General features: G+C 44.7%; 14 protein-coding genes, 1 other RNA gene, 1 pseudogene and 1 CRISPR repeat array (1 of these 17 only partly in view). Of the genes and pseudogenes, 9 read left to right on the plus strand and 7 right to left on the minus strand.

The features are described 5' to 3' along the window. Positions 1-1381: direct repeats of the CRISPR family, unit length 37 nt; unit sequence GTTTCAATCCCTGATAGGGTTTTAGGTATTTTCCGGC; it begins 2186 nt to the left of the window's first position. Between the two features lie 1089 nt (positions 1382-2470). Together QUA07_RS04710 and QUA07_RS04715 are read left to right on the plus strand one after the other, a co-directional pair. Continuing rightward, positions 2471-3217: a dienelactone hydrolase family protein gene (locus tag QUA07_RS04710; protein ID WP_333322988.1), complete on the plus strand. Its 747-nt coding sequence runs from the start codon at positions 2471-2473 to the stop codon at positions 3215-3217. Positions 3218-3316: 99 nt separating this feature from the next. Continuing rightward, positions 3317-4216, plus strand: coding sequence for a S1 RNA-binding domain-containing protein (locus tag QUA07_RS04715; RefSeq protein WP_333322989.1), 900 nt, complete (start codon positions 3317-3319; stop codon positions 4214-4216). A 247-nt stretch (positions 4217-4463) separates the two neighbouring features. Here the strand turns inward: QUA07_RS04715 and QUA07_RS04720 are convergent, their stop codons facing one another. From QUA07_RS04720 to QUA07_RS04730, 3 genes are all read right to left on the minus strand, one after another. Next, complete coding sequence (locus QUA07_RS04720) at positions 4464-4832, minus strand: CpsD/CapB family tyrosine-protein kinase (protein ID WP_333322991.1); 369 nt, start codon at positions 4830-4832, stop codon at positions 4464-4466. Continuing rightward, on the minus strand, positions 4829-6358 hold the full coding sequence (locus QUA07_RS04725) for a hypothetical protein (RefSeq protein WP_333322993.1): 1530 nt from the start codon (positions 6356-6358) through the stop codon (positions 4829-4831). The genes QUA07_RS04720 and QUA07_RS04725 overlap by 4 nt, the downstream gene beginning before the upstream one ends. 360 nt (positions 6359-6718) lie before the next feature. Beyond that, positions 6719-8149, minus strand: coding sequence for an SLBB domain-containing protein (locus QUA07_RS04730; protein WP_333322995.1), 1431 nt, complete (start codon positions 8147-8149; stop codon positions 6719-6721). A gap of 33 nt (positions 8150-8182) precedes the next feature. Between QUA07_RS04730 and QUA07_RS04735 the strand changes: the two genes are divergently transcribed. Next, positions 8183-9538 (plus strand): O-antigen ligase family protein, encoded by a 1356-nt coding sequence (locus QUA07_RS04735; protein WP_333322997.1) that lies wholly within the window; start codon positions 8183-8185, stop codon positions 9536-9538. Between the two features lie 120 nt (positions 9539-9658). Here the strand turns inward: QUA07_RS04735 and QUA07_RS04740 are convergent, their stop codons facing one another. Both QUA07_RS04740 and purD read right to left on the minus strand, forming a co-directional pair. Beyond that, the gene (locus QUA07_RS04740) at positions 9659-11824 is read right to left on the minus strand and encodes an ATP-binding protein (protein ID WP_333322999.1); all 2166 of its coding nucleotides are present in this window, start codon (positions 11822-11824) and stop codon (positions 9659-9661) included. Positions 11825-11994: 170 nt separating this feature from the next. Continuing rightward, the gene (purD, locus tag QUA07_RS04745; protein WP_333323001.1) at positions 11995-13275 is read right to left on the minus strand and encodes a phosphoribosylamine--glycine ligase; all 1281 of its coding nucleotides are present in this window, start codon (positions 13273-13275) and stop codon (positions 11995-11997) included. Positions 13276-13613: 338 nt separating this feature from the next. Between purD and QUA07_RS04750 the strand changes: the two genes are divergently transcribed. From QUA07_RS04750 to QUA07_RS04765, 4 genes are all read left to right on the plus strand, one after another. After that, positions 13614-14876, plus strand: a complete 1263-nt coding sequence (locus QUA07_RS04750; protein WP_333323002.1) for a 5-(carboxyamino)imidazole ribonucleotide synthase — start codon at positions 13614-13616, stop codon at positions 14874-14876. Positions 14877-14926: 50 nt separating this feature from the next. Further along, positions 14927-15114, plus strand: a non-coding RNA gene (gene ssrS / locus QUA07_RS04755) — 6S RNA. Positions 15115-17017: 1903 nt separating this feature from the next. After that, positions 17018-17533, plus strand: a complete 516-nt coding sequence (gene scpB, locus QUA07_RS04760) for an SMC-Scp complex subunit ScpB (RefSeq protein ID WP_333323004.1) — start codon at positions 17018-17020, stop codon at positions 17531-17533. A 42-nt stretch (positions 17534-17575) separates the two neighbouring features. After that, positions 17576-17923 carry a DUF760 domain-containing protein gene (locus tag QUA07_RS04765; RefSeq protein ID WP_333180603.1) on the plus strand — a complete coding sequence of 116 codons (348 nt, stop codon included), beginning with the start codon at positions 17576-17578 and terminating at the stop codon, positions 17921-17923. Positions 17924-18227: 304 nt separating this feature from the next. Here QUA07_RS04765 and QUA07_RS04770 read toward each other — a convergent pair whose 3' ends face one another. Beyond that, complete coding sequence (locus tag QUA07_RS04770) at positions 18228-19448, minus strand: HhoA/HhoB/HtrA family serine endopeptidase (protein ID WP_333323005.1); 1221 nt, start codon at positions 19446-19448, stop codon at positions 18228-18230. Positions 19449-19764: 316 nt separating this feature from the next. Here QUA07_RS04770 and QUA07_RS04775 point away from each other — a divergent pair, with 316 nt between their 5' ends. Both QUA07_RS04775 and QUA07_RS04780 read left to right on the plus strand, forming a co-directional pair. Further along, positions 19765-20679 (plus strand): peptidoglycan DD-metalloendopeptidase family protein, encoded by a 915-nt coding sequence (locus QUA07_RS04775; RefSeq protein WP_445305870.1) that lies wholly within the window; start codon positions 19765-19767, stop codon positions 20677-20679. Positions 20680-20747: 68 nt separating this feature from the next. Then, positions 20748-21212: a hypothetical protein gene (locus QUA07_RS04780; RefSeq protein ID WP_333323009.1), complete on the plus strand. Its 465-nt coding sequence runs from the start codon at positions 20748-20750 to the stop codon at positions 21210-21212. Here the strand turns inward: QUA07_RS04780 and QUA07_RS04785 are convergent. Then, positions 21209-21799: pseudogene (locus tag QUA07_RS04785) on the minus strand (WD40 repeat domain-containing protein); the annotation flags it as partial. The gene QUA07_RS04780 and the pseudogene QUA07_RS04785 sit on opposite strands and share 4 nt — an antisense overlap.

Below are 21799 nucleotides of genomic sequence, written 5' to 3' on the forward strand. Positions count from 1 at the left end.
TAGGTATTTTCCGGCTTCCAGAATTCTATGCAGCAGTGTCACTCAGAATGTTTCAATCCCTGATAGGGTTTTAGGTATTTTCCGGCGTTTCGCTCCAACCAATCTTCCAAATTTTCGAGAATCGTTTCAATCCCTGATAGGGTTTTAGGTATTTTCCGGCGTTAATCTTTTGCAGTCCGAAAATAAACTAATAAGTTTCAATCCCTGATAGGGTTTTAGGTATTTTCCGGCGCTATTGTCTATTGAATTTCTATTACCGCCGAGTTTCAATCCCTGATAGGGTTTTAGGTATTTTCCGGCAAAGTCGGTGGCTGGAGTCGAACCAACTATCTGGTTTCAATCCCTGATAGGGTTTTAGGTATTTTCCGGCTTATCTTGGAGAGGTTTTAGTGAGAATAGTTGTAGGGTTTCAATCCCTGATAGGGTTTTAGGTATTTTCCGGCTTTCCGATGTCGATGAAAGCTGCCTTTAGTTTGTCGTTTCAATCCCTGATAGGGTTTTAGGTATTTTCCGGCTAAATAATAAATAAAAAGCTTGTACAAATACAATAAGTTTCAATCCCTGATAGGGTTTTAGGTATTTTCCGGCATAAGTCGAGCAATCTCGGCATCAGTTTGTCCTGTTTCAATCCCTGATAGGGTTTTAGGTATTTTCCGGCATTGGGCCCCGCTGTTCGCGACCAACGCCCAATGTTTCAATCCCTGATAGGGTTTTAGGTATTTTCCGGCATAAGAAATTTTACTAAAAAGCCTCTGATGGATCGTTTCAATCCCTGATAGGGTTTTAGGTATTTTCCGGCCTGGCGCGGTAATGGATTTAAAGTTTTTGGTATTTCGTTTCAATCCCTGATAGGGTTTTAGGTATTTTCCGGCCCTAATCTTTGTTCGCCTATCAACTAAACTCAATGTTTCAATCCCTGATAGGGTTTTAGGTATTTTCCGGCTTATCCGATATGGGTACAGGATCAAGGGTATTTGGTTAAGTTTCAATCCCTGATAGGGTTTTAGGTATTTTCCGGCCGGTCGCTCCGGCTTCTTACACGTTCAATACTCAGGTTTCAATCCCTGATAGGGTTTTAGGTATTTTCCGGCGGCAAACCATTCCTCGCGAGCCGCCGATCCTATCCCGTTTCAATCCCTGATAGGGTTTTAGGTATTTTCCGGCCAAGAATTTACATTTCCCCGCCGCGAACTGTTGCAGTTTCAATCCCTGATAGGGTTTTAGGTATTTTCCGGCAGCAAGCTAACAAATACAAGCGTTTGTGTGTAGCGAGTTTCAATCCCTGATAGGGTTTTAGGTATTTTCCGGCTCGATGCTTACTTGCTCTAGCAAATTGACACATGGGTTTCAATCCCTGATAGGGTTTTAGGTATTTTCCGGCTGCCCGTTCCAGAAGCCACGGTGTATTTGGTTTTCAAGGTGCAGTTGCGTCCAGCTAAAATAAAAGTACCATTCCAGCCTTCGGCTTGTCAATACCCGACTTTCCATACTCACTCCACAACCTTATCCTGTAAAGCTTTCAGACTTTGCGTCCGTCTTTTTTTCACACTAGGGACATCAAACTATTGCTGCACATGAGTTTGAGCCGAAAAATTTGATACCCCGATTTTAACACCTACCCATTGACGCAAACTAAGCAAAAAATATTCTGCGCTCAACAGGCTCTATGCGACCAATACCTTCGATCTTAGCCTGACAGCAAGCGCACAGCGGAAAAAACCAAATACAGTCTTCCTTGGGTTCGATGACTTTGTTCGGTGTGGCGATCGTAACTTAGACTTGAGTCCTAGCCTCCATCAATCATGATTTAGATATATCTGTTAAGACTACTCAAAAGGGCGATCGTAACTTAGACTTGAGTCCTAGCCTGCATCCATCTCCTCAACTGGTTCGATGACTTTCTTCGGCGTGGCGATCGTAACTTACCATACTCAGTCTCACTCAATTCAGCACACTCAAAAACACTGTACTACATCAACTGCCCATAAAGGGAAGCTCAAGGAAAAACCAACAACCTACCGCAATATAGCCCTAAAAGACTATTTAAAATTTTAGCAAAAAAAACACAAGTATTTCGCCCACAAAAAAGCACAGGAATTTAAAAACTACCCCGCTATTCTAAAAATAATTATCTCATATTGAACAGCTAATCGAGTTAGACACTTATCTAAAAAATCTCCCGAACAATTCCGATAAAATGTTCTAAATCCTAGGCTTATCAAAATCTATATTTGAGCAAGTTCCAGACCAAAACCTATATTTTACCGGGATTTCACCCCAATTAATTGCTAGAATCGATCGACCCCGACTTATTCAGCAAAACCTAAACCTTCAATGATTAGCGAATTTTTACCTGCCATATTTGCAGTATTTGCGCTTCCCAGTTCCGAAAAATATTATTGGCGTATTGCCTAAAAATTCCCCAAATTAACTTAAAATCAGTAGAGTGGCATTTACCTTAAAACTACCTATGACAAAAGCCGAAATTATCACCAAAAACATCACAGTTCCTAACGGGGATTTGCAAATAGCTGCATACCTAGCCCAGCCTACCTCCCCAGGACAATTTCCCGCAGTTATCGTAATTCAAGAAATCTTTGGCGTCAACTCGCACATCCGCGAAGTTACTGAAAGAATAGCAAAAGAAGGATATGTGGCGATCGCCCCAGCCATTTACCAGCGTCAAGCCCCCGGCTTTGAAACCGGGTACACCCCCGAAGCCATCCAAATCGGCAGAGAATACAAAGAAAAAACCACCGCTTCCGAACTTCTGGCCGATATCCAAGCCACCATCGATTACCTCAAAACTCTACCCTCTGTTAAACCAGAAAGTTTTGGCTGTATCGGTTTCTGCTTTGGAGGACACGTCGCCTACCTTGCCGCTACTTTGCCCGAAATCAAGGCTACAGCGTCGTTCTACGGCGCCGGTATCGCCACCCAAACCCCCGGAGGCGGCACCCCTACCATCGCCCGCACAGCAGACATTAAAGGCACTCTCTACGCCTTTTTTGGCACTCAAGACCCCAGCATTCCCTTAGAACAAGTTGACCAAATCGCCGCAGAATTGCAAAAACACAGTATTTCTCACCAAATTTTCCGCTACAATGCCGATCACGGCTTCTTCTGCGACCACCGCGGCAGTTACGACGCTACGGCAGCAGCCGACTCGTGGGTGCAGGTGAAGCAGCTATTTCATCAGCAACTTCAACCAGCTTAGAGAGTGGGAGATGGGGAGATAGGGAGATGGGGAGAGTGGGAAATTTTTTTCTACTGACGACTGCCAACTAAATTACTGACAACTGACAACTAAACTGACATGAATTCCAAATCTACAGGTTCTCAAAGCGCAAAAGCATCCTTTTCAATGGATGATTTTGCTAAAGCCCTCGAACAGCACAATTATGAGTTCCAGAAGGGACAAGTAGTGCGCGGCAAAGTGTTCGAGTACGACTCAAACGGCGCGTATGTTGATATCGGCGGCAAGTCTTCGGCTTTTTTGCCGATCGAAGAGGCTGCTTTGAGAACAGTAACGGATTTGTCGGAAGTGGTTCCGCTGGACGAGGAACGGGACTTTTTGATTATCCGCGAACAAGATGCAGATGGCCAAGTTACTTTGTCTCTGCGGCAGTTACAAATTCAGCAAGCTTGGGAAGATTTAGTTGAATTGCAGGAAACCGGTAAAGTTCTTCAGGTGCGGGTTTCTGGGGCAAATAAGGGCGGCGTGACAGTAGATGTTCAGGGAATGCGCGGTTTTATTCCCCGATCGCACTTAGTGGAACGCGATAACCTAGAATCGCTGATCGGTCAATCTTTGAGCGTTAATTTTTTGGAGGTCGATCGCGAACGAGAAAAACTCGTACTTTCCCAGCGGATGGCCACTCAATCGAATGCCTTCAAGGATTTGCAAATTGGTCAGTTGGTGGAGGGAAAAGTCAGCAGCATCAAGCCTTTTGGCGTGTTTGTGGACTTGGAAGGAGTTAGCGGTTTGCTGCACATCAAGCAAGTTAGCCAAAAATATATTGATAACCTTGGAAAGGTTTTTGCCCCCGGTCAACCCCTGAAAGCGATCGTGGTTGACCTCGATGAAAGTCGTGGCCGGATTTCCCTTTCTACTCGGGTACTGGAAAATTACCCAGGGGAAATGGTGGATAAAATGGCGGATGTTATGGATACCGCAGAAGAGCGATCGGAACGTGCTAGAAAGACTCTTTCTTAAGTCTTGATTTAGTTACAACCCCGACTTCTTAAAGAATTCGGGGTTGTAAAAGTGCGATGTTTTACGTTTAATTAGCTTGAATTACTTATTTTGCATTTTACATCGACTTCTTCTACCAGTTTCCCAAAACAATCCCACTATAGGCTAACTCCAAACCCCTATCTAATAAGTTAATACCTGTCGCCAATCAAAACTCCAAAATTGTCTTACTTCTTCCATGAGCTATCTAACTTCATTTTAGCGTTCGTTATTTAACCCCATTAGCTACTACTCCCAATACTTTAAAATCGGCTACATTTAGTTGATCTAAAGCTTTGCTTACCAGGCCGCGATCGGTTTTTTCTATTTTTACAATCAGCACTGTACCATCAGTTTGAGAAGCTAGTAAATGGCCGTCTGCTAAACCAATTAAAGGTGGCGTATCATAAATTACTAAATCAAATAAGGCTAGGAATTGTTCCATTAAATAGTGCATCTTTCTCGAAGAAAGTAATTTAATTGGGTCGGGGGGAATAGTACCAGCAGTGAGGACAAAAAGATTGTCATCGTCGGGTAATCGCTGAATAGCCTCATTTAAGCTTAAATCAGAACTTAAAACATTACTTAAACCTTTCATATTTGATAAGCCAAGGTTGTGTGCAGTTGAGGCACACGCATATTAGCATCCACTAATAATACTCGTTTACCAACAGCAGAAGCAGTTTTAGCTAAATAAAGTGCTACAGTGGACTTACCCTCACCTTTAAGAGTCGAAGTGATGGTTAAAGAACTAATTGGGTGTTCCGCATTTAATAATTGAATATTTGTGTATAAGTAGTGAAATGCCTCTACCACAGGAAAATCTTTGTAATTTGAAACTATTATTCGTTTTAAGCTTTCACTGTTAGTATTTGAACTTACGCTAGTAAATTGAGCGGGAACCCTTTCACCTCTACGAGATTTAATTTTCATCGCTTTGGCGATCGGAATGACTCCCAACAGAGGGCGTTTAGTTGCTGATTTAATTTCTTCTGGAGTATGGAAAACAGTATTTAAAACTTCTACTAGGAAACCTATAGCAATGCCTAGTAAAGTGCTAATAACGATCGCGATTGCTAGGTGACGGCGGGTTGGTTTTTCTGTTACTGGGTTGAGATCACCATTTTCGTTTGTGACTAACTGTGGTTTAGATATAATTTGCCAAGAGCCATCAATTTGACCAGCATCTAGTTGTAAAGTTTTTTGTTTTTCGAGGAAGAGTTTGAGAGTATCTTTAGCTAGTTCGAGTTTTAATTGTATGTCATCATAGCGGTGTTGAGCTGTGGGCATTTGAGTAATTTTTGCTTGCAGTAAATTTTGGCTATTAGTTATCAACCGCTCGCGAGCTTCCAACTGTTTTAGTTGTGACTGCATCTGCAAGAGGACAGCATCAGCTTCTCTTTTCATTAAATCACGCAAACTTTGCTGCTTTTCCCGCAAAGATTGAATGGGAAGGCTATTTTCATAAAATTGAGTAGAGCTTAAAGCTAATTGTGAGTCTATTTCATTTACTTTGCTAATTAAATTTTCATAAGATTTGGGACTAATATCAACAATCCAACGATTATCGCCCGTTAACGATCTTTTTTTGTAGCTTTCATATTGAAGCCTACTTTCTGCCAGTTGTCCTTGCACTTCTAGGCGACGATTAGTTAAAATATCTAGCTGATCTGATAAACTGCGGCTGCGTAGTTCTGGTTGGTTAAAGTTATACTGAACCCTTAACATTTGTAATTCTTGTTGCAATTTATCTACTTTCTGCTGGAGTGGCGGCATTTGTCGAGCGATAAAATCAATACTTTGTTTGCTAACTTTTAAACGCTCTTGATCCATATATTCTAGGTAATATTTGGCAGTTTCATCCAGCACATATTGGATGCGCTTGGGGTCTCGATCGCGGTAGCTAATATCTAGGAGTTTAGTACCACCCTGCTTCCCATCTCGCAAGAAAGTAATGCGTTGGATAATCAAGCGGTTATTGAAATTTTTATAGTCAAAGTTTGGATATTTTATTTGCAACTTATTAACTAATGGTAGTAACACTTCTGGGCTTTTTAAAACCCGCGATAAACTTTGATAATCCACCGAAGATCCTTCTTCCGCTGATGATTTAATTTTGTTCAAGTCTGTGATGCCTAAACTGTTATTTTGAGCTTGGACCAAGAGCTTTGATAGCCGATAGTCAGCCGTAATGGGTTCTGCTAAAACTGTAAATTTTCCTTCATACTCAGTAATAGATTTTTTGGCTGCCCTAAGCACGAAACTACCGCTTAAAGTAGCTATGCTGGCAGCTACTATGCCCATCACTAGAAGGCGACGTTTGACGACAGCTAGTACCCAATTGATATCAAGAACTTGGTCATCCTCTGCTGGGGTACTAGCTAGGTAATTAGCAGAGGGAACCGACAAATATTGACCATTAAGGTCATTCTTTAGGGAAGACAACAGTTTTTTATCCATAGCAAAAATGTTACTATTTAATTCCTAATTTCCTAATAGTCTGAGTAGCTCTATGAATCGGGTGGGAACTAGAATTCCACCAATAATATTATTAACTGGTGATAGAACAGTGTTAATGTTATCTACCAAGATAGCAGTCCTCGAACGTGCCACTATAATTATGTCATTATCTTGAATCAGTGGGTTGCTTTGAGCGTCGATTCCTTGATTCAAATTAATTGCTACTTGCGATCGGGATATAGTGCCATTAGGATTCAGCCTGATCAGTTCCACATATCTAGAGTTAGCGCGACTTTGTCTGAAACCCCCCGCACTCATAATTGCTTGATTTAAGGTAGTATTAGGAGGTAATTTGAGTCCACCGGGAGTATTGACTTCTCCGATCACACTCACTTGCACAGTCCCCGGAGCAAAGCTAGCATTAGCTAGAACAGAAACTTCTCCCGGGTCGATCGCCGTCGCTGTTGGGACAAAGATGATATCCCCTTCTTGTAGTATAGTATCTTGAGAGGTATCTTGTTCTTGCAAATATTGCCAGAGGTTAATAGTTCTAATTTGTTGTTTGCCACTTCTAGTATAACGTTGGAGTTGGATTTGGCGAATATCGGCGATTGATGTGATTCCACCAGCTAGTTGTAGAGCACGAATAATGGTCGGCTGTCCGTTAGTTCTTTCACCATTTTGGGTATCACCACCAATCGCTACATATCTACCGGGACGCTTCACCTCTCCGAATACTGAAACAGTACGGGGTTGCTCTGCTGGTATAGAAAAATTAGATTCACTAAGTTGATTTGTTTCTGCTAAATTAATTGTTTCTTGAGGGGGAACCAAGATTTGATCTCCATCTCGCAAGGTGATATCTTGGCTGGTCTGACCAGTTTGTAAATAATCCCACAGATTATAAGTGATAGTTATTTCTTTGTTAGTCGTAAGCCGACGCCGCACAATTACTCGTCGAATATCAGCGCTAGCTCGAATACCCCCAGCTTTTTCTAAAGCTTGAGGAAGCGTGGGAAACTGAACTGATGGTCTGTTTCCGCCTCCATTAGCTAGGGGCAATAAGTAGGAGCCGGGACGACTTATTTCACCCGATAACCAAATATTAAGCGGGCGGGCAGCTTGTAAACTGATTGTAACTAAAGGTCTTTTTACGACCTGGCCATAAGCTCTACTGATAACTTGGGCTGCCTGTTCTAAAGTTAATCCTTGAAGCGCAATACTACCAATAATGGGGATTTGAATAGCTCCCCCAGCGGGAATTTGATACTCCCCACTAAGCTGGGGCAGATCGTAGATATCAATTCTAATATTGTCTCCACCACCTAGATAGTAGTCAGTATTAATACTTGTTGCGGGGGCGGGCGACTGAGCGAGGTTGGTTTGAGGGTAGGAGAAAGTGAGTACCAGCGCCAGCAGTGGCAGTTGTACAGCAGGGAGAGTAAGCCATTTCATAGGTACTAACAAATTTATGATAGAGGTAAAGCCATGAGAGATATTTTAAGGGTGCCGATGTTTGCGTTGATGCTATTGTGTTTAACGCTTATAGTTTTTGTGACTATTTATATTTTAGCCGCACGCCATCCCAAATTGGGTGCCACATTAGAAAAGATTTTTGTGGGGATACTTTTTTTTACCATAACTGGTGGATCGGGTATCATGACCATGCCCTTTACCAAACTCCATCCTAACGTTTTCTACAACTTAGAAACTACACCCCCAACGATGATTGGTCAAATTGCCATTTATGCGGCCATGATATTAATGATATTTCCCCGCTTAACTAAAACTACGCAAAAAACAGTTTATATCTGCATTAAATGGATAGCAGGAGACATTTTTTTAGGTTTGTTTTTGTTGCTTCTGACTTTATCTGGATTGTGGTCACAAACTCCTGAACTTACTTTTAGGGCTATTTTTGCTATTTGGGGAGTAACAGTGGTTTCTATTTATGTAGGAAAAGTGTATAGCTGGTCAGAAATTTATGGATTATTGAGATGGCTAACTGGTTTATTAGCTTTATGGTCACTTGTGAAAACAAATGCAGCTCCGGACGGTTGTTGGACAGGAGTTTTAGGTCATAAAAACCCTTTTTCGTTTCAAATGGCTAATACAGCTTCTTTATGGATTTTATATGCTTTTAAGGAGCCTAAGTATAGATATTTATCATTATTTATCATTTTAATAGCTTTAGTAGGATTGCAAAAAGGTTGTAGTGGTGCTAGTCGGATTTTGACAGTGGTATTAATCAGTTTGTGGAGTTATTTAGCCCTATTAAAAAGATTACCTGTAAAATGGGCTTTTCTCTGCTTTATCTTATTTTTGGTCGGTAGTATAGGTATAAGTATTTTGGTGTTAAATAATTTAGAGGCTATTATTGTGGATGGTTTGAAAAAAGATATGACTTTAACCGGTAGAACCGATTTTTGGCCTTTAATTATTGATAGAATTAATCAAAATCATCCCATATTTGGTTATGGAATGAAAGGATTTTGGCAGTTTTGGCGTGGCTCGGAAAATCCCGCTTACGGAATTATAGTAGCTAAAACTGGTTTTGTGCCACCCCACTCTCACAATGGTTTTCTTGATATACTTTGCGAACTGGGTTGGACCGGACTCTTGTTGTTTATTGGGTCATTCTTGAATAATATATTTAGAGGTATAAAGTACCTCGTTAAAGGAAGTTTTCCAGAGTCAGGTTTGCCTTTGTATTTATTAACATTTATGCTAATGACTAATTTGACAGAGGGGGGACTATTGGGGGTTGGTACTTATTGGTGTTGGTATGTAGTTTTATCGGTAAAATTGAGCTTAGATAGGACAGCTAAGGATAACCCACACTGATGATGTCAGCGTTTTGTCAGGCCTATGAGGAGAATCTTTACAAAGAATAGGCATCTACCCCACTTCTTAAAGAAGTCGGGGCTTTAACACCGATCGCATTTTACGTTTAATTAAGTGGGCTCACTTAATATGACTCGCAATTGTTTCACTCTCCACCGTTGCTTCCACTGGCCAAGAATTTTCCATCTCTACTGTTTTTTTCGGCTGATAAACTGCCAAGTCGAACCAGAAAGTCGTACCCACATTAACTTCGCTAACTAAATTAATTTTAGTGTGGTGCTTGTCAATAATGTTTCTGACAATAGAAAGACCTAATCCCGTTCCTTCTAAAGTGTGTACTCGGTTTTCTACCCGGAAAAAGCGATCGAATATTGCTTGTTGGTCTTCGGGATCTATGCCAATTCCCGTATCAGAAATTTCGATCCGCACTACCGGACAATGTTGAGCATCCGGTGACAAGTTGTGGTGGACGGATTGATCGTCTTTCTGGGTGGGCGCCTCCGGCTCTAGCAAATATGCTCGAATGGCCACCTTGCCGCCGGACTGAGTAAATTTTAAGGCATTTCCTACTAAATTTGCAAATACTTGCAGTAACAAATCGTAATGACCTAAAGCAGGCGGCAAATACGGGTCAACTTCTTGCTCTAATTCAATGCCTTTATCCTTAGCATTTAACTGATAAGTCCGCAGGGTTTGTTCCACAGCTTGCGGAAGGTCAACAGCTTCCAAGTGATAAACTCGGCAGGATTCCAGTCGCGACAAGTCTAACACGTCATTAACTAAACGAGTTAGTCGATCGGTTTCTCGGTTGGCAATTTCTAGGAATTCCCTGCGCTCGCTTTCTAGAAGGTCTTCTCCGTACTCGTGGAGAGTCTCGATAAAAGATTTGATATTAAATAAAGGTGTTCTCAATTCGTGAGAAACATTGCTGATAAAATTGCTTTTAGCCTCATTGAGTTCTACTTCGCGAGTAATGTCCTGCACTGTCATTGCAATGCCTTTGAGACTTTCTCGGTAATTTCCGGAACCTTGATGCTTGAAGGTTTGCTCGTAGAAAGTACACTCTACAGCTAGCGGGCGTTGTGGCTCGTTACAGGTATCTTCCTCATGGCGGATGCAGCTTTTGCACAGCGGTTCGGCACCGGGCGCTTTGTGCAGAATGACAGTAGTTAAAACAATCCGAATTGTACGGTTAACTGGTTCGCTCAGAGAGATGCGAAATTCGCCGCCTTCGCGATCGCCCGCAGCTATTTCCTGCAAAGGTCTCGCCAAGTCCTGCTGCACTTCCGAAGGCAAAATGTTCAGAACATTTACTCCGAGCGCATTTTTGCCTTCCCATCCAAAAATCCGCATCCCCGTCGGATTAACTAAAATCACCTGCAAATTTGCGTCTAATAAAAGCGCGCCATCAGCAATCGTTGAAACCAAAGTTTCTAACTTAGCTTTTTCCGCTGTCAGCTCTTCAATATTTTGTTCTTCATAACTTTCGAGTTTCTGGGCCATCTCGTTAAAACTGCCAATCAACTCGCCCAATTCTCCACCCAAAGGCAGGTCAACTCGCTGCTTAAAATTCCCGCTGGCGATGTTTTTGACCCCAAAGACTAATTGTTTAATCGGCTGAGTAATTGTCAGGGCATTAAATACAGCTCCCAAAATTACCATCACCCAAATAGTGACAAATACTGCTAAAGTGACATCCCTAGTCAGATTTGAAGAGATAACTGCTGCGGGATTTGGGTTAATGCCGATCGCCAAAACTCCCAAATATTTGTCTTCATGAATTAACGGCACAAATACATCGGTCACTTCTCCATCTGGCGTCAAATGCTGCCGCACCAAAGGCAAAGAAGTTAAATTTCTCGCCTCAATATCGGCGAGAAAATTATCGGGAAGTTTGATCTGGCGGCGCAGCGTCAGGGAAGTCTCCACCTCGGATTCCGAAAAGGGTATCCCCAGGAAAATATCTCCCGCTTCGTCTGCGTAAAGCATATAGCGGACGCTGGAGGTGCTGCTGTAAAATTGGCGGGAAAAGCGGGCGACTTCGGAGCGATCGTTTTTGGCAATCAGGGGCGCCACATTTGCCGCCAACAGCAGGCCGAGGTCTCGGCCGTAACGAGTATCGTTAAGTCGGGCGTCTTGCTGGATAGTATTCACCGCCCAGAATGTCAGGCCGCTCATAATTAACGACACTACGAGGGTAGCAGCGGCCATCAGGCGGGTCTGGAGGGTAAAATCCGACCACCAGCGGGCAATAATTTCTCCGATTTTGTTTAGTATGGCCAGCATTTCACCAGTTCACCAGTTCAATATTAATAGCAAGATCAATTCAGTTGGCTCCCGATCGACTTTTCTGATGCGACTTGTCCGCTACCGCCACCGCAGAGATACCAAACTTCATTGTTACATTTCTACATTGAGATTGCTTGGCTTTCGGATGGCGGCCGATGTCGCAATTCCTAATTTTTATCGCCCAGAGCTCGGCGACCGATGTCCCGACGGCAGTAAACCCCTTCAAATTGGATGCAATCAACTGCAGCATAAGCTTTGGAAATAGCTTGTTCCAAAGTTTCTCCCGTCGCAGTGACGCCCAAAACCCGGCCGCCGTCGCTCACCAACTGCTGGTTCTTCAACTGAGTGCCGGCGTGAAACACTTCTGCTCCTTTGGCTTCAGCTTCCTCGATACCTGTAATAACTTTGCCTTTTTGATAACTTCCAGGATAGCCTCCAGAAGCCAAAACTACGCAAACAGAGGCTCCCGACTTCCAGCGAATAGAATATTCACCGAGACGCTGCTGACAGCAGGCCAGCACCAAATCTTCTAAAGGAGTTTCCAGCAGTGACAAAACCGCTTGAGTTTCGGGATCTCCGAAACGGCAGTTGAATTCTAAGACTTTGGGTTCTCCGTCGGGGGTAATCATTAAGCCCGCGTAGAGTACACCCCGGTAGTCGATTTTGCGTTTTTGCAGTGCTGCGAGGGTGGGTTCGAGAATTTCTTCTTGAATCCTTTCCATTAGTTCCGGGGTGACGATGGGCGCTGGGGCGTAGGCTCCCATACCGCCGGTGTTGGCTCCCTTGTCGCCTTCGCCGATAGCTTTGTGGTCTTGGGCGGGCACCAACGGTTCCACTGTGATGCCGTCGGTGAGGGCGAGAATGGAGACTTCTTGACCTGTTAAGAATTCTTCGACCACGACTCGGATGTTGTCGGTGCCGAATTCGCCTCGGAAAATGGTGTTGATGGCGCTGTGAGCCATTTTGACGGTGGTGGCAACGGTGACTCCTTTGCCTGATGCGAGTCCGTCTGCTTTGATGACTATTGGGGTTCCTTGTTCCAGAACGTATGCTTTTGCAGCTTCTGCGTCTGTAAATACGGCAGCTTTGGGTGTGGGGATGCCTGCTTCGAGCATCAATTCTTTGGCCCAGGATTTGCTGGATTCAATTTGGGCGCCGGCTTTGGTGGGGCCGAAAATCATCATTTTTCGCTGTAGAAAATAGTCGGCGATGCCTAGCGATAGGGGCAATTCGGGGCCGACGATGACTAATCCGATGTTGTTGACCATCACAAAGCGTTCGATGCCTTGGAAGTCGTCGATGTTGAGCGACAGATTTTGACAGCCTGGGGTGGTAGCTGTGCCGCCGTTGCCCGGTACGCAGAATACTTGTTTAATCCGCGTAGATTCTAGCAGTTTTTTTGCGATCGCGTGTTCGCGACCTCCGTTTCCCACAACTAAAACTTTCACAGTATCCTCACCTATAAATTGTGTTCCCTGAATGTCTGATTTTCAGTGTTGGCATCTGTCTATCTGCTTTTTGCAGTGCTGTCAATTATGCCATGCTTGGCGCTAGGGAATTGCTAGATGTGGCACTTTTCTGGAGGGGTGGCGTTCGACGGCTGTTTCTCAATGGCTGGGAGCGTGCAATAATTAAAGACTTTAGCCGCCCAATTTTTCTGGGTTCTGCCTCGATTTAATCAGGCAATTAAAACTCTTTTCTGGCTTTTAACTCTGCAATTACTATAATTGATCCGGGGACAAATAGCGATAAGATAGGCAGGTTGACTCTGGGGAATTTTACTCACATGAAATCAAATCAAACCGCTGCGAGTTCGTCTGCAAAATTTAAGCGGGTGGGCGTTGTCGGCGGCGGCCAGCTAGCTTCGATGATGGGGGATGCTGCTAGGGCGATCGGTATTGAATTGGTAGTACAAACTCCCCATGCTACTGACCCGGCAGTTTCTGTTGCTGCTGGTGCTGTTTTGGCTGCTGTTGATGATGTTTTGGCTACGGCTCAATTGGCGGCTGGCTGCGATGTTATTACTTTTGAAAATGAGTTTGTGGATTTGGATGGTTTGCGGTCGCTAGAAGAGCAAGGTGTGTTATTTCAGCCGAGTTTGTCGTCGCTTTCTCCTTTGTTGGATAAGTACGTTCAACGCTGTTATTTACAAGGTTTGGGTTTGCCAACTCCGAGGTTTTGGGAATGGGATTGCAGCGCGGATTTGCCCCCGGAATTGTTTAAGGCGGTGGCGATCGACTTTCCGGCAATTTCTGTTTCTGACAGCGTGCAGATTGCAGGAGACTCGGGTGCTGGATCGATCGACTTTCCCTTTGTCGTCAAAGTTCGCCGCCACGGTTATGACGGCCAAGGTACTTTTATTGTTAAGGATCGGGGGAGTTTTGAGTCAATTCGTGCTACACTCCAAGGTCAGTCTTTGCTAGTGGAAGAGTTTGTGCCGTTCGATCGCGAATTGGCTGTGATTGCGGCTCGATCGGCAAATGGCGAAATTGCGATTTATCCGATCGTCGAAACTCAGCAGCAAAATCAGGTTTGTCATGTGGTGATTGCGCCCGCTGATATTAGTTTAGATGTCAAAACTGAAGCTTGTGCGATCGCCCGCACTCTCCTCAACAGCTTAGAAGCTGTCGGCGTATTCGGCATTGAATTATTTTTAACCGCCGATAATAAGCTGTTAGTCAATGAAATTGCACCCCGCACCCACAACTCGGGACATTTTACCATCAATGCTTGCGAAACTTCACAATTTGAACAGCATTTGCGCGCCGTTTGTCAACTGCCTTTAGGGAATTCCGATTTAAAATGTGCAGGCGCTGTCATGGTAAATTTGCTAGGTTACGAGTCGGCTGAGTCAGATTATTTAGCAAAAAGAAAACAACTGGCACAAATTAGTGGTGCTTTTGTCCATTGGTATGGTAAGAAAGTAGCGCGTCCCGGTCGCAAACTCGGTCACGTTACAGTTGTGATCGACGCGGACTTGGTGGCTCAGGGGCGATCGTCAGCAGAGGATCTCGCTCAAACCGTTGAATCTATCTGGTATGCAAGTTAAATTGCTCGAAGCTTGCCAAAATCTGGTTAGTTGGTATATATTAAATAAAGGTTCTACTGCGACGTTGGTGACTGCCAATAATGTTTTTTTGATCTATAACTCTTAACTCTCGGGAATCAAGATGTTTGGACAGCAGTAAACTGGGCTTGTACCCAGAAACTTTAAGTCCGAGCCAACGGTACCCACCTGGTAAAATACCAGGTCAAAAGCTGAGGTAAGACGGCGTTGCGGGGAACCATTAAAATTTTGATTGAGATAGGCGCTGTGAAATATAGCTAGCCTATTTTTTTTTGAGATAAACGCTTTGATTCATAGTTAACGTGAGCTCGATGAGGGCGATCGCAACTGGGAAACACAGACCCCTCTGACTCGTGCCCGCCACCAACTGAGTGAGATTGCCCAGGTGCGATCGACCCGACAATATCTTTCAGCCCACTAACTAAAATTATAAATTGAAGGCTCAATCTTATATCATGTCCGGGTACTTACCCATAATTAAGCAGCAACTGGAACTTGAGGCCACCAGTGAAAGTTTGTTAAACCCCGAATTAAATCTTGGTGTTGGAGTAATTGTTTGTCGCGAGCAAATAAAACCTTTTCTAATTCATCAAGATTTTCCAATGTTCGATTACCAAGAGGCTCATTTGTAAGCGGTCAAAGTCGTAACTGCTCACTCCAACCCTGTTGCGGTGAGCAGTTACTGAAATTACCGAGCGCCAACAATTACTAATTTATATCTTTTTAACAAGCGAATAACTGGGCATAACACTTGTTTCTGTTCGACTTGTATTAGAAGCCCCATGTTTATCTCACAGAGTCCAGAATACAGGAAATGCCCTTTTTTGAACGATCGCACTTACCATTAAGACATTATACTCTTTCCATTGAGTTCTATCCAATGCAATTACTAATTGACACCCGACTTTTAGGTGACGGGCTATTACCTATGCAGACAATTGGAAACCACAGCACAAGTATGCTAAGTCCTGGAATCTGTAAAAATCTTTGTATGTGACGGCGGCGACTACTTTGTAAGATCGGCAATTGCTCTTTAACAACTAATGGTTCTCTTCTGACTTCTTTTTGAGTCTGCAACAACACGCGCGAACATCTGAAGAGTAAGTAATTGTGTTGGGCTTAGGTATTTTTCGAGTAGGTCGTGATAGAATGAGGGCAAATAATCTGGATTTTCCCCAGCGAGGATATGACCAATTTTTCGCAAGAGGCCTCTTCTGGAATCCTGTTGAAAATAGCCATACAGGCTTAACTGATTGATTACCAATGAGATTTTGCCTCACTCGCTGGTTTGTGAGGGTCAGTCGTCGAACTTAAATATTATAAGTAATTACCCGAACTTGATATAATTGGATACAACAGTGGCTAAAAGTTTTTCCGATTCCACAATTATCTACAGGCTAGGCTTGATTAAGAGCGTTAATGAATTTTTACCCAAATCCCTTCCCTTACTTTATAAATGAGAGTGAATTCTTATTTTATTCTGCCGCTTATTGACAGAAGATGGGTATATTTAAGCAGAGCAAACCAAAGCTTTTCCATCTTGAGGATAGGTAGCTTGAGAAATCGTTGAAGAGAATGTCGTCGGCTCTCAAACATGATTGGGTATGGCATCAATTTCCCCAATAACTCAATACTCACTTGTTTATGGGTTGGAAGCAGAAAAACTACAATAGTCAGAGTCAAGTATTAGGCGTTTTTGAGCTGCCCTTGGAAACAAATTTGGTATGATTGAGGTAACATTTTTAACTAATGGGGCTTCTTAACAAGACTGACCCATCTTTTTTTACCATAAATTGGTCATAACCCCTAGCTGACGGGGTTATAACGGGGGTGTCACCCCGTCAGGTGTATTGGTTGATCTATTTTACACCATAAGCTCAGGAGAGCCAGAAACGTTATATATTTCTGCGTCTCGGACTGATATAAAAAAAGAAAATTAATAGTGTAGGTTTTGTTCATCAACCTAACCTACACTATTAATAATTTGTGTAAGGGGAATGTTTATTCCTAACTCTCATTATTCACGACACGGAAGTTACGGAAATACCGATAACTGTTGTTTTCCTGAGTGCTTCTTCTTCCTCCTTCTTTCCACGTCCCCATTCCTAATTACTAATTCCCCAATGACTCGCTTAGCCACAACAATAGAAGCCATACTTTACCTAAAAGGTCAGCCAGTGTCGATCGCAGAAATTGCCGAGATTGCCAAGTGCGATCGAGCCGAAGCCGAAGACGCCATCATCGAACTCATGTCTGACTCGTCCCACCGCGACAGTGCATTAGAAGTCGTCGAAACCCCCACAGGATACAGCCTGCAACTCAGAGAAGAGTTTGCCAGTTTAATGCAAACTTTAATACCTCCAGAATTAGGTGTGGGATCTCTGCGGACGCTGGCTGCGATCGCCCTCAAAGGCGGCATCGCTCAGCCAGATTTAGTTAACTTGCGAGGTTCAGGAGCTTACCAACAAGTGCAGGAACTGGTAGAAATGGGTTTCGTTCGCAAACGGCGGCCTGCTGAGGGGCGGTCGTATTGGTTACAAGTTACCGAGAAATTTCATCGGTACTTTCAAGTAGATCAACTGCCAAAACAATTGCAAATTGACTTTCAGGCAAATTTGTACCCAAGCAATGACGAGTAGTTTGAAGTAGAATGTAACCAGCCAGAAATTAAGAATCGCCAAATGGTTTTTCACCCTGACTTTGACACATCCAATGCCCAACAAACCGCAGTCAATCCACTGCTGAAGTACCTCCAACACCAATCCCCGGAGGTGCTAGCCCGCGTCGCCAAGTCCGTCAGCCCCGACATCAGAGAAATTATCTCTCATAACGTTCAAGGACTTGTCGGCGTTTTGCCTTCAGAAAATTTTAACGTCGAAATTACCACCGATCGCGAAAACTTAGCAGGTTTGCTAGCTTCAGCGATGATGACAGGCTATTTTTTGAGGCAAATGGAGCAGAGGATGTACCTAGAAGAAAATTTAGCAAGCACCAGCTCGATTAAACCAAACTCACCCAAAGACAAGTAAAAAAATCAACGGGTTGGGGAAGTCAGAAAGATGAAAGTTGTTCAGAAAAATCCATAATCCTGAATCATGGAGGCACAGGGAATTAAGAAACCGGGCTGTTAACCGGCTATCCCTCGCGCTACACCGCGGCTTTTGGTGAAAAAACCCGGTTACTGCTTCCAGGACTATAAAGCATCAGATTCATCTTCCATCCTCCACCCTTGCAACTAATACCAATTTCAAAAAAGAATGCAACTGTAGATAAGCTCCAAATCCTTATGCAGTAAGTCATTCTTAATTCTTTAATCGAAAATCGAAAATCGTATTACCCACCGGCGGAGCTACCCGATAGGGGAAAAGCACCCGGACGTACTTTAATTTTCTGAACTTGACCCAAACGGTTAATTTCCACTTCGAGTTCTTTGCCCACAACAGTGTTTTCCACCCGTTCTTGCACGTCACCGGGAGTGTTAACCGCAATTCCGTCAACTTTTTGAATGACATCTCCGGCGCGCAAGTCCGCTTTTTGAGCGGGGGAATTTTCCACGACTCGCGCCACGGCTACGCCTTGATCGAGGGTAATTTTATTACTATCGAGCTGTTTGTTGAGTTCTGCCTTGGTGGCGGCAGTCAAGCTGACCATTTGAATGCCGAGATAGGGATGTTCGGCTTTACCTTTGGCGAATAACTGATCGGAAATTCGTTTGGCGGTTTCGATCGGAATTGCAAATCCCAAGCCCTGAGCGTCGGCGCGAATGGCGGTATTGATGCCAATTACTTCGCCTTGGTCGTTGAGCAAGGGGCCGCCTGAATTGCCGGGGTTGATGGCGGCGTCGGTTTGGATGAAGCGGACTCGCTTGTCGGGGATGCCGACTTGGGAACTCGATCGACCCGTAGCGCTGATAATGCCCACAGTCACGGTATTGTCGAGACCTAAAGGATTGCCGATCGCGATCGCCCACTGTCCCGGTACAATATTGTCCGAGCGACCCAAAGCCACCTGCGGCAGTTCCTTAGCATTAATCTTAACCACAGCCACATCCGTCAGCGGATCGACTCCCTGCACCTTACCCTCAAACTCGCGGCCGTCTTTGAGCGTCACCTTGACAGTATCAGTCCCGGAGACAACGTGAGCATTAGTAACGATGCGGCCGTCCGAAGTGAGAATAAACCCCGAACCCGTACCTCTCTTGACTCGTTCTTCCGGCTGCGGCAAATTCTCCCCAAAAAACCGACGAAACAACGGATTTTTGAATGCTTCGGGCACTTGATTCGCCACCTTGCTTGATGCGTCAATCCGCACTACAGCCGGGCCGACTTTTTCGGCTGCTTCAGCAATAAAATTGGGATTGCTGCGATCGACTGCCCGATTTTCCAGAACTGGAGGAGACGCATAGGGGGGGATTTGCTGGCGTACTACTGGCAAAACCAATCCGGTTTCCAGATTGTTTGAGCCTTGCAGATAGCGATTTCCCAACCATCCCATACCTCCGCCGATTGACAGCAGAGTCACATAAAGGGTCGCTTGCTTAAAAGATAAACTCATTTAATAACTCCCGCTAAATACCTCATCCCCGCAGACAGGTTCCGAATCAAGCATTTTTGTCTTGTTGGCGACGGGAAGGAAGCGGGGCGGGGCGTACCGCTTCCTCAAGAACATAGCTGTTAACAAGCAGGCGCCGATGGTCATCACAGGCAATTTTGCCGGATTTGCCAAGAGCGAATCAAACTAATAATTCTCATCCTAACTTGGCTTAGCCTGGGATTTACAGTCTGGGGGGTGGCTAGAGCTTGTAAATATGCAATTTTACAGGATTTTAAAATTGTCAACAGTCCGTAAGGAATACTTTTTTATGTACATAATGACTTTTAAACGCTTGTTTCCGCTGATTTCTGCACTCATTTGGTCGATCGCACCCGTTGAGAAAACGGCGGCAAATACCGAAATCCCACCTGCAAATCTTCCTTTAGGTACACCTGTAGAAAACCCCGACCCCGCCCGCGATTGCCCGATCCCGGCTATGTCTCGGTTGCGCCGCCATACTGTGGCCCAGGGCGAAACAATAGAAAGCATCGCGCGGCAGTACAATGTGATTCCTGCGGCGCTGATCGGGATAAATCCGACGTTGCGGGGCGGTGAAGTATCTGCTGGAAGTGCGATCGTCATTCCTCCGTACAGTGGCATCGAGGTAGAAGTGCCTGCGGGCTGGAATTGGCAAAAACTGGCAGAAGCTTACAAAGTGCCCGCAGATTTGCTATTTGAGGCGAATGGGTGCAGGCCTTTGGGGAAAAGGGTGTTTGTGCCAGCGGTGAATAGGTCGATCGGGCCTTCTATAAATCCCGATGCAACGCCATCGGTGCAAGGATTTCCGCTGCCCGCCCCAGCAGTGGAAGGTTTGCGTTACGGGCGGCAATTGCATCCGGCGCGGCGGGAATTTTTTTTCCACAGCGGCGTAGATTTTTTGGCGTCGGAGGGTACGCAGGTTTTGGCGGCGGGCGAGGGGACTGTCGCCTTTGCTGGGCCGCAGGGGGATTACGGGAATTTAGTGGTAGTGAACCATGAAGCGGGGAAGCAAACGCGCTACGCTCATTTGAAAGATATTGCGGTAAAAGTCGGTCAAAAAGTGCAGTCTGGAGAAGTTTTAGGAACTGTGGGGATGACGGGAAAACGGGACATTCCGCCATCTCATTTGCATTTTGAAGTTCGCTACAATTCGGGTTTGGGTTGGGTTGCTGAAGACCCGCTGCTTTATTTGCAAGTTACTGTTAAAAAATAGGATTGGTAGTGTGCTGGGGGGGTGACAACCAGCCTCCAATCCAGACGGGGTAAGGATTGAGCTGTGTTGTGGTAAAAAAAGATAGGCAGCAGAATTATTACACGATTGCCTATTCCAAAAAATATGTTACCAACATTTTACGAGACTCACTTACAAAAAGAACTGACGCAAACCCCGTTTATTTTACTCACAATCTTTTTGAACCTGATAGAATCCGAGAAACAAGTAACGATCGCACTAATCGGGTTCCCATTAATCACTTATTGGTGAACAACTTATTGCCCTATCGCACATTTCTCTCAAATTCGATCGCCCACCCACAAAAAATCCGATCGCCCATCCACCAAAAACCAGATCGCACATTTCTCTCAAATTCGATCGCCCATCCACAAAAAACCCGATCGCCCATCCACAAAAAACCCGATCGCCCATCCATCCAAAAACCCGATCGCGGGGCCCCAGAAACCGGGTTTTTTCCGAAATACTTCGCTACAACCCACAGATTCGGGCAAAAACCCGGCTTCTTCGATTAACGCCCGCCGCTAACTCCCTCCAATCGCAGGAAATGCACCCGGCCCGATCGATCGCCCGCTACAACTGTGACCCCATCAGGCAAAATTGCACAGCAATTGAAGCTAGAATCTCCGCTGAAACTAGCAATTTCTTTGCCACTAAGCAAATCCCAGATTTTTACGGTGTTATCCTTAGAAGCGGAAATCGCAGTTGTGCCGTCGGATGCGATCGCCACTGCATCTACCGAGTCAGTATGAAGGCTGAGGGTTCTAACTTCGGTACCTGTCTCGGTGTCCCAGATTTTCAGGGTGTCATCCCATGAAGCGGAAATCGCGGTTTTGCCGTCTGGTGCGATCGCGACTGCATTTACCGAGTTAGTATGACCGGTGAGGGTTCTAACTTCGGTACCTGTCTCGGTGTCCCAGATTTTCAGGGTGTAATCCCGTGAAGCGGAAATCGCGGTTTTGCCGTCTGGTGCGATCGCCACTGCATTTACCGAGTCAGGATGACCGGTCAGGGTTCTAACTTCCGTACCTGTCTCGGTGTCCCAGATTTTCAGGGTGTAATCCCGTGAAGCGGAAATCGCGGTTTTGCCGTCTGGTGCGAT

The sequence above is a fragment of the Microcoleus sp. T3_A4 genome (assembly GCF_036700465.1).
GTDB lineage: Bacteria > Cyanobacteriota > Cyanobacteriia > Cyanobacteriales > Microcoleaceae > Microcoleus.

Coding starts and splice junctions, on each gene's coding strand:
- QUA07_RS04770 (WP_333323005.1), bottom strand. CDS start 19,448: ATGAGTTTATCTTTTAAGCAAGCGACCCTTTATGTGACTCTGCTGTCA.
- scpB (WP_333323004.1), top strand. CDS start 17,018: ATGACTCGCTTAGCCACAACAATAGAAGCCATACTTTACCTAAAAGGT.
- QUA07_RS04750 (WP_333323002.1), top strand. CDS start 13,614: ATGAAATCAAATCAAACCGCTGCGAGTTCGTCTGCAAAATTTAAGCGG.
- QUA07_RS04720 (WP_333322991.1), bottom strand. CDS start 4,832: ATGAAAGGTTTAAGTAATGTTTTAAGTTCTGATTTAAGCTTAAATGAG.
- QUA07_RS04765 (WP_333180603.1), top strand. CDS start 17,576: ATGGTTTTTCACCCTGACTTTGACACATCCAATGCCCAACAAACCGCA.
- QUA07_RS04775 (WP_445305870.1), top strand. CDS start 19,765: ATGACTTTTAAACGCTTGTTTCCGCTGATTTCTGCACTCATTTGGTCG.
- QUA07_RS04715 (WP_333322989.1), top strand. CDS start 3,317: ATGAATTCCAAATCTACAGGTTCTCAAAGCGCAAAAGCATCCTTTTCA.
- QUA07_RS04735 (WP_333322997.1), top strand. CDS start 8,183: ATGAGAGATATTTTAAGGGTGCCGATGTTTGCGTTGATGCTATTGTGT.
- QUA07_RS04740 (WP_333322999.1), bottom strand. CDS start 11,824: ATGCTGGCCATACTAAACAAAATCGGAGAAATTATTGCCCGCTGGTGG.
- QUA07_RS04710 (WP_333322988.1), top strand. CDS start 2,471: ATGACAAAAGCCGAAATTATCACCAAAAACATCACAGTTCCTAACGGG.
- QUA07_RS04730 (WP_333322995.1), bottom strand. CDS start 8,149: ATGAAATGGCTTACTCTCCCTGCTGTACAACTGCCACTGCTGGCGCTG.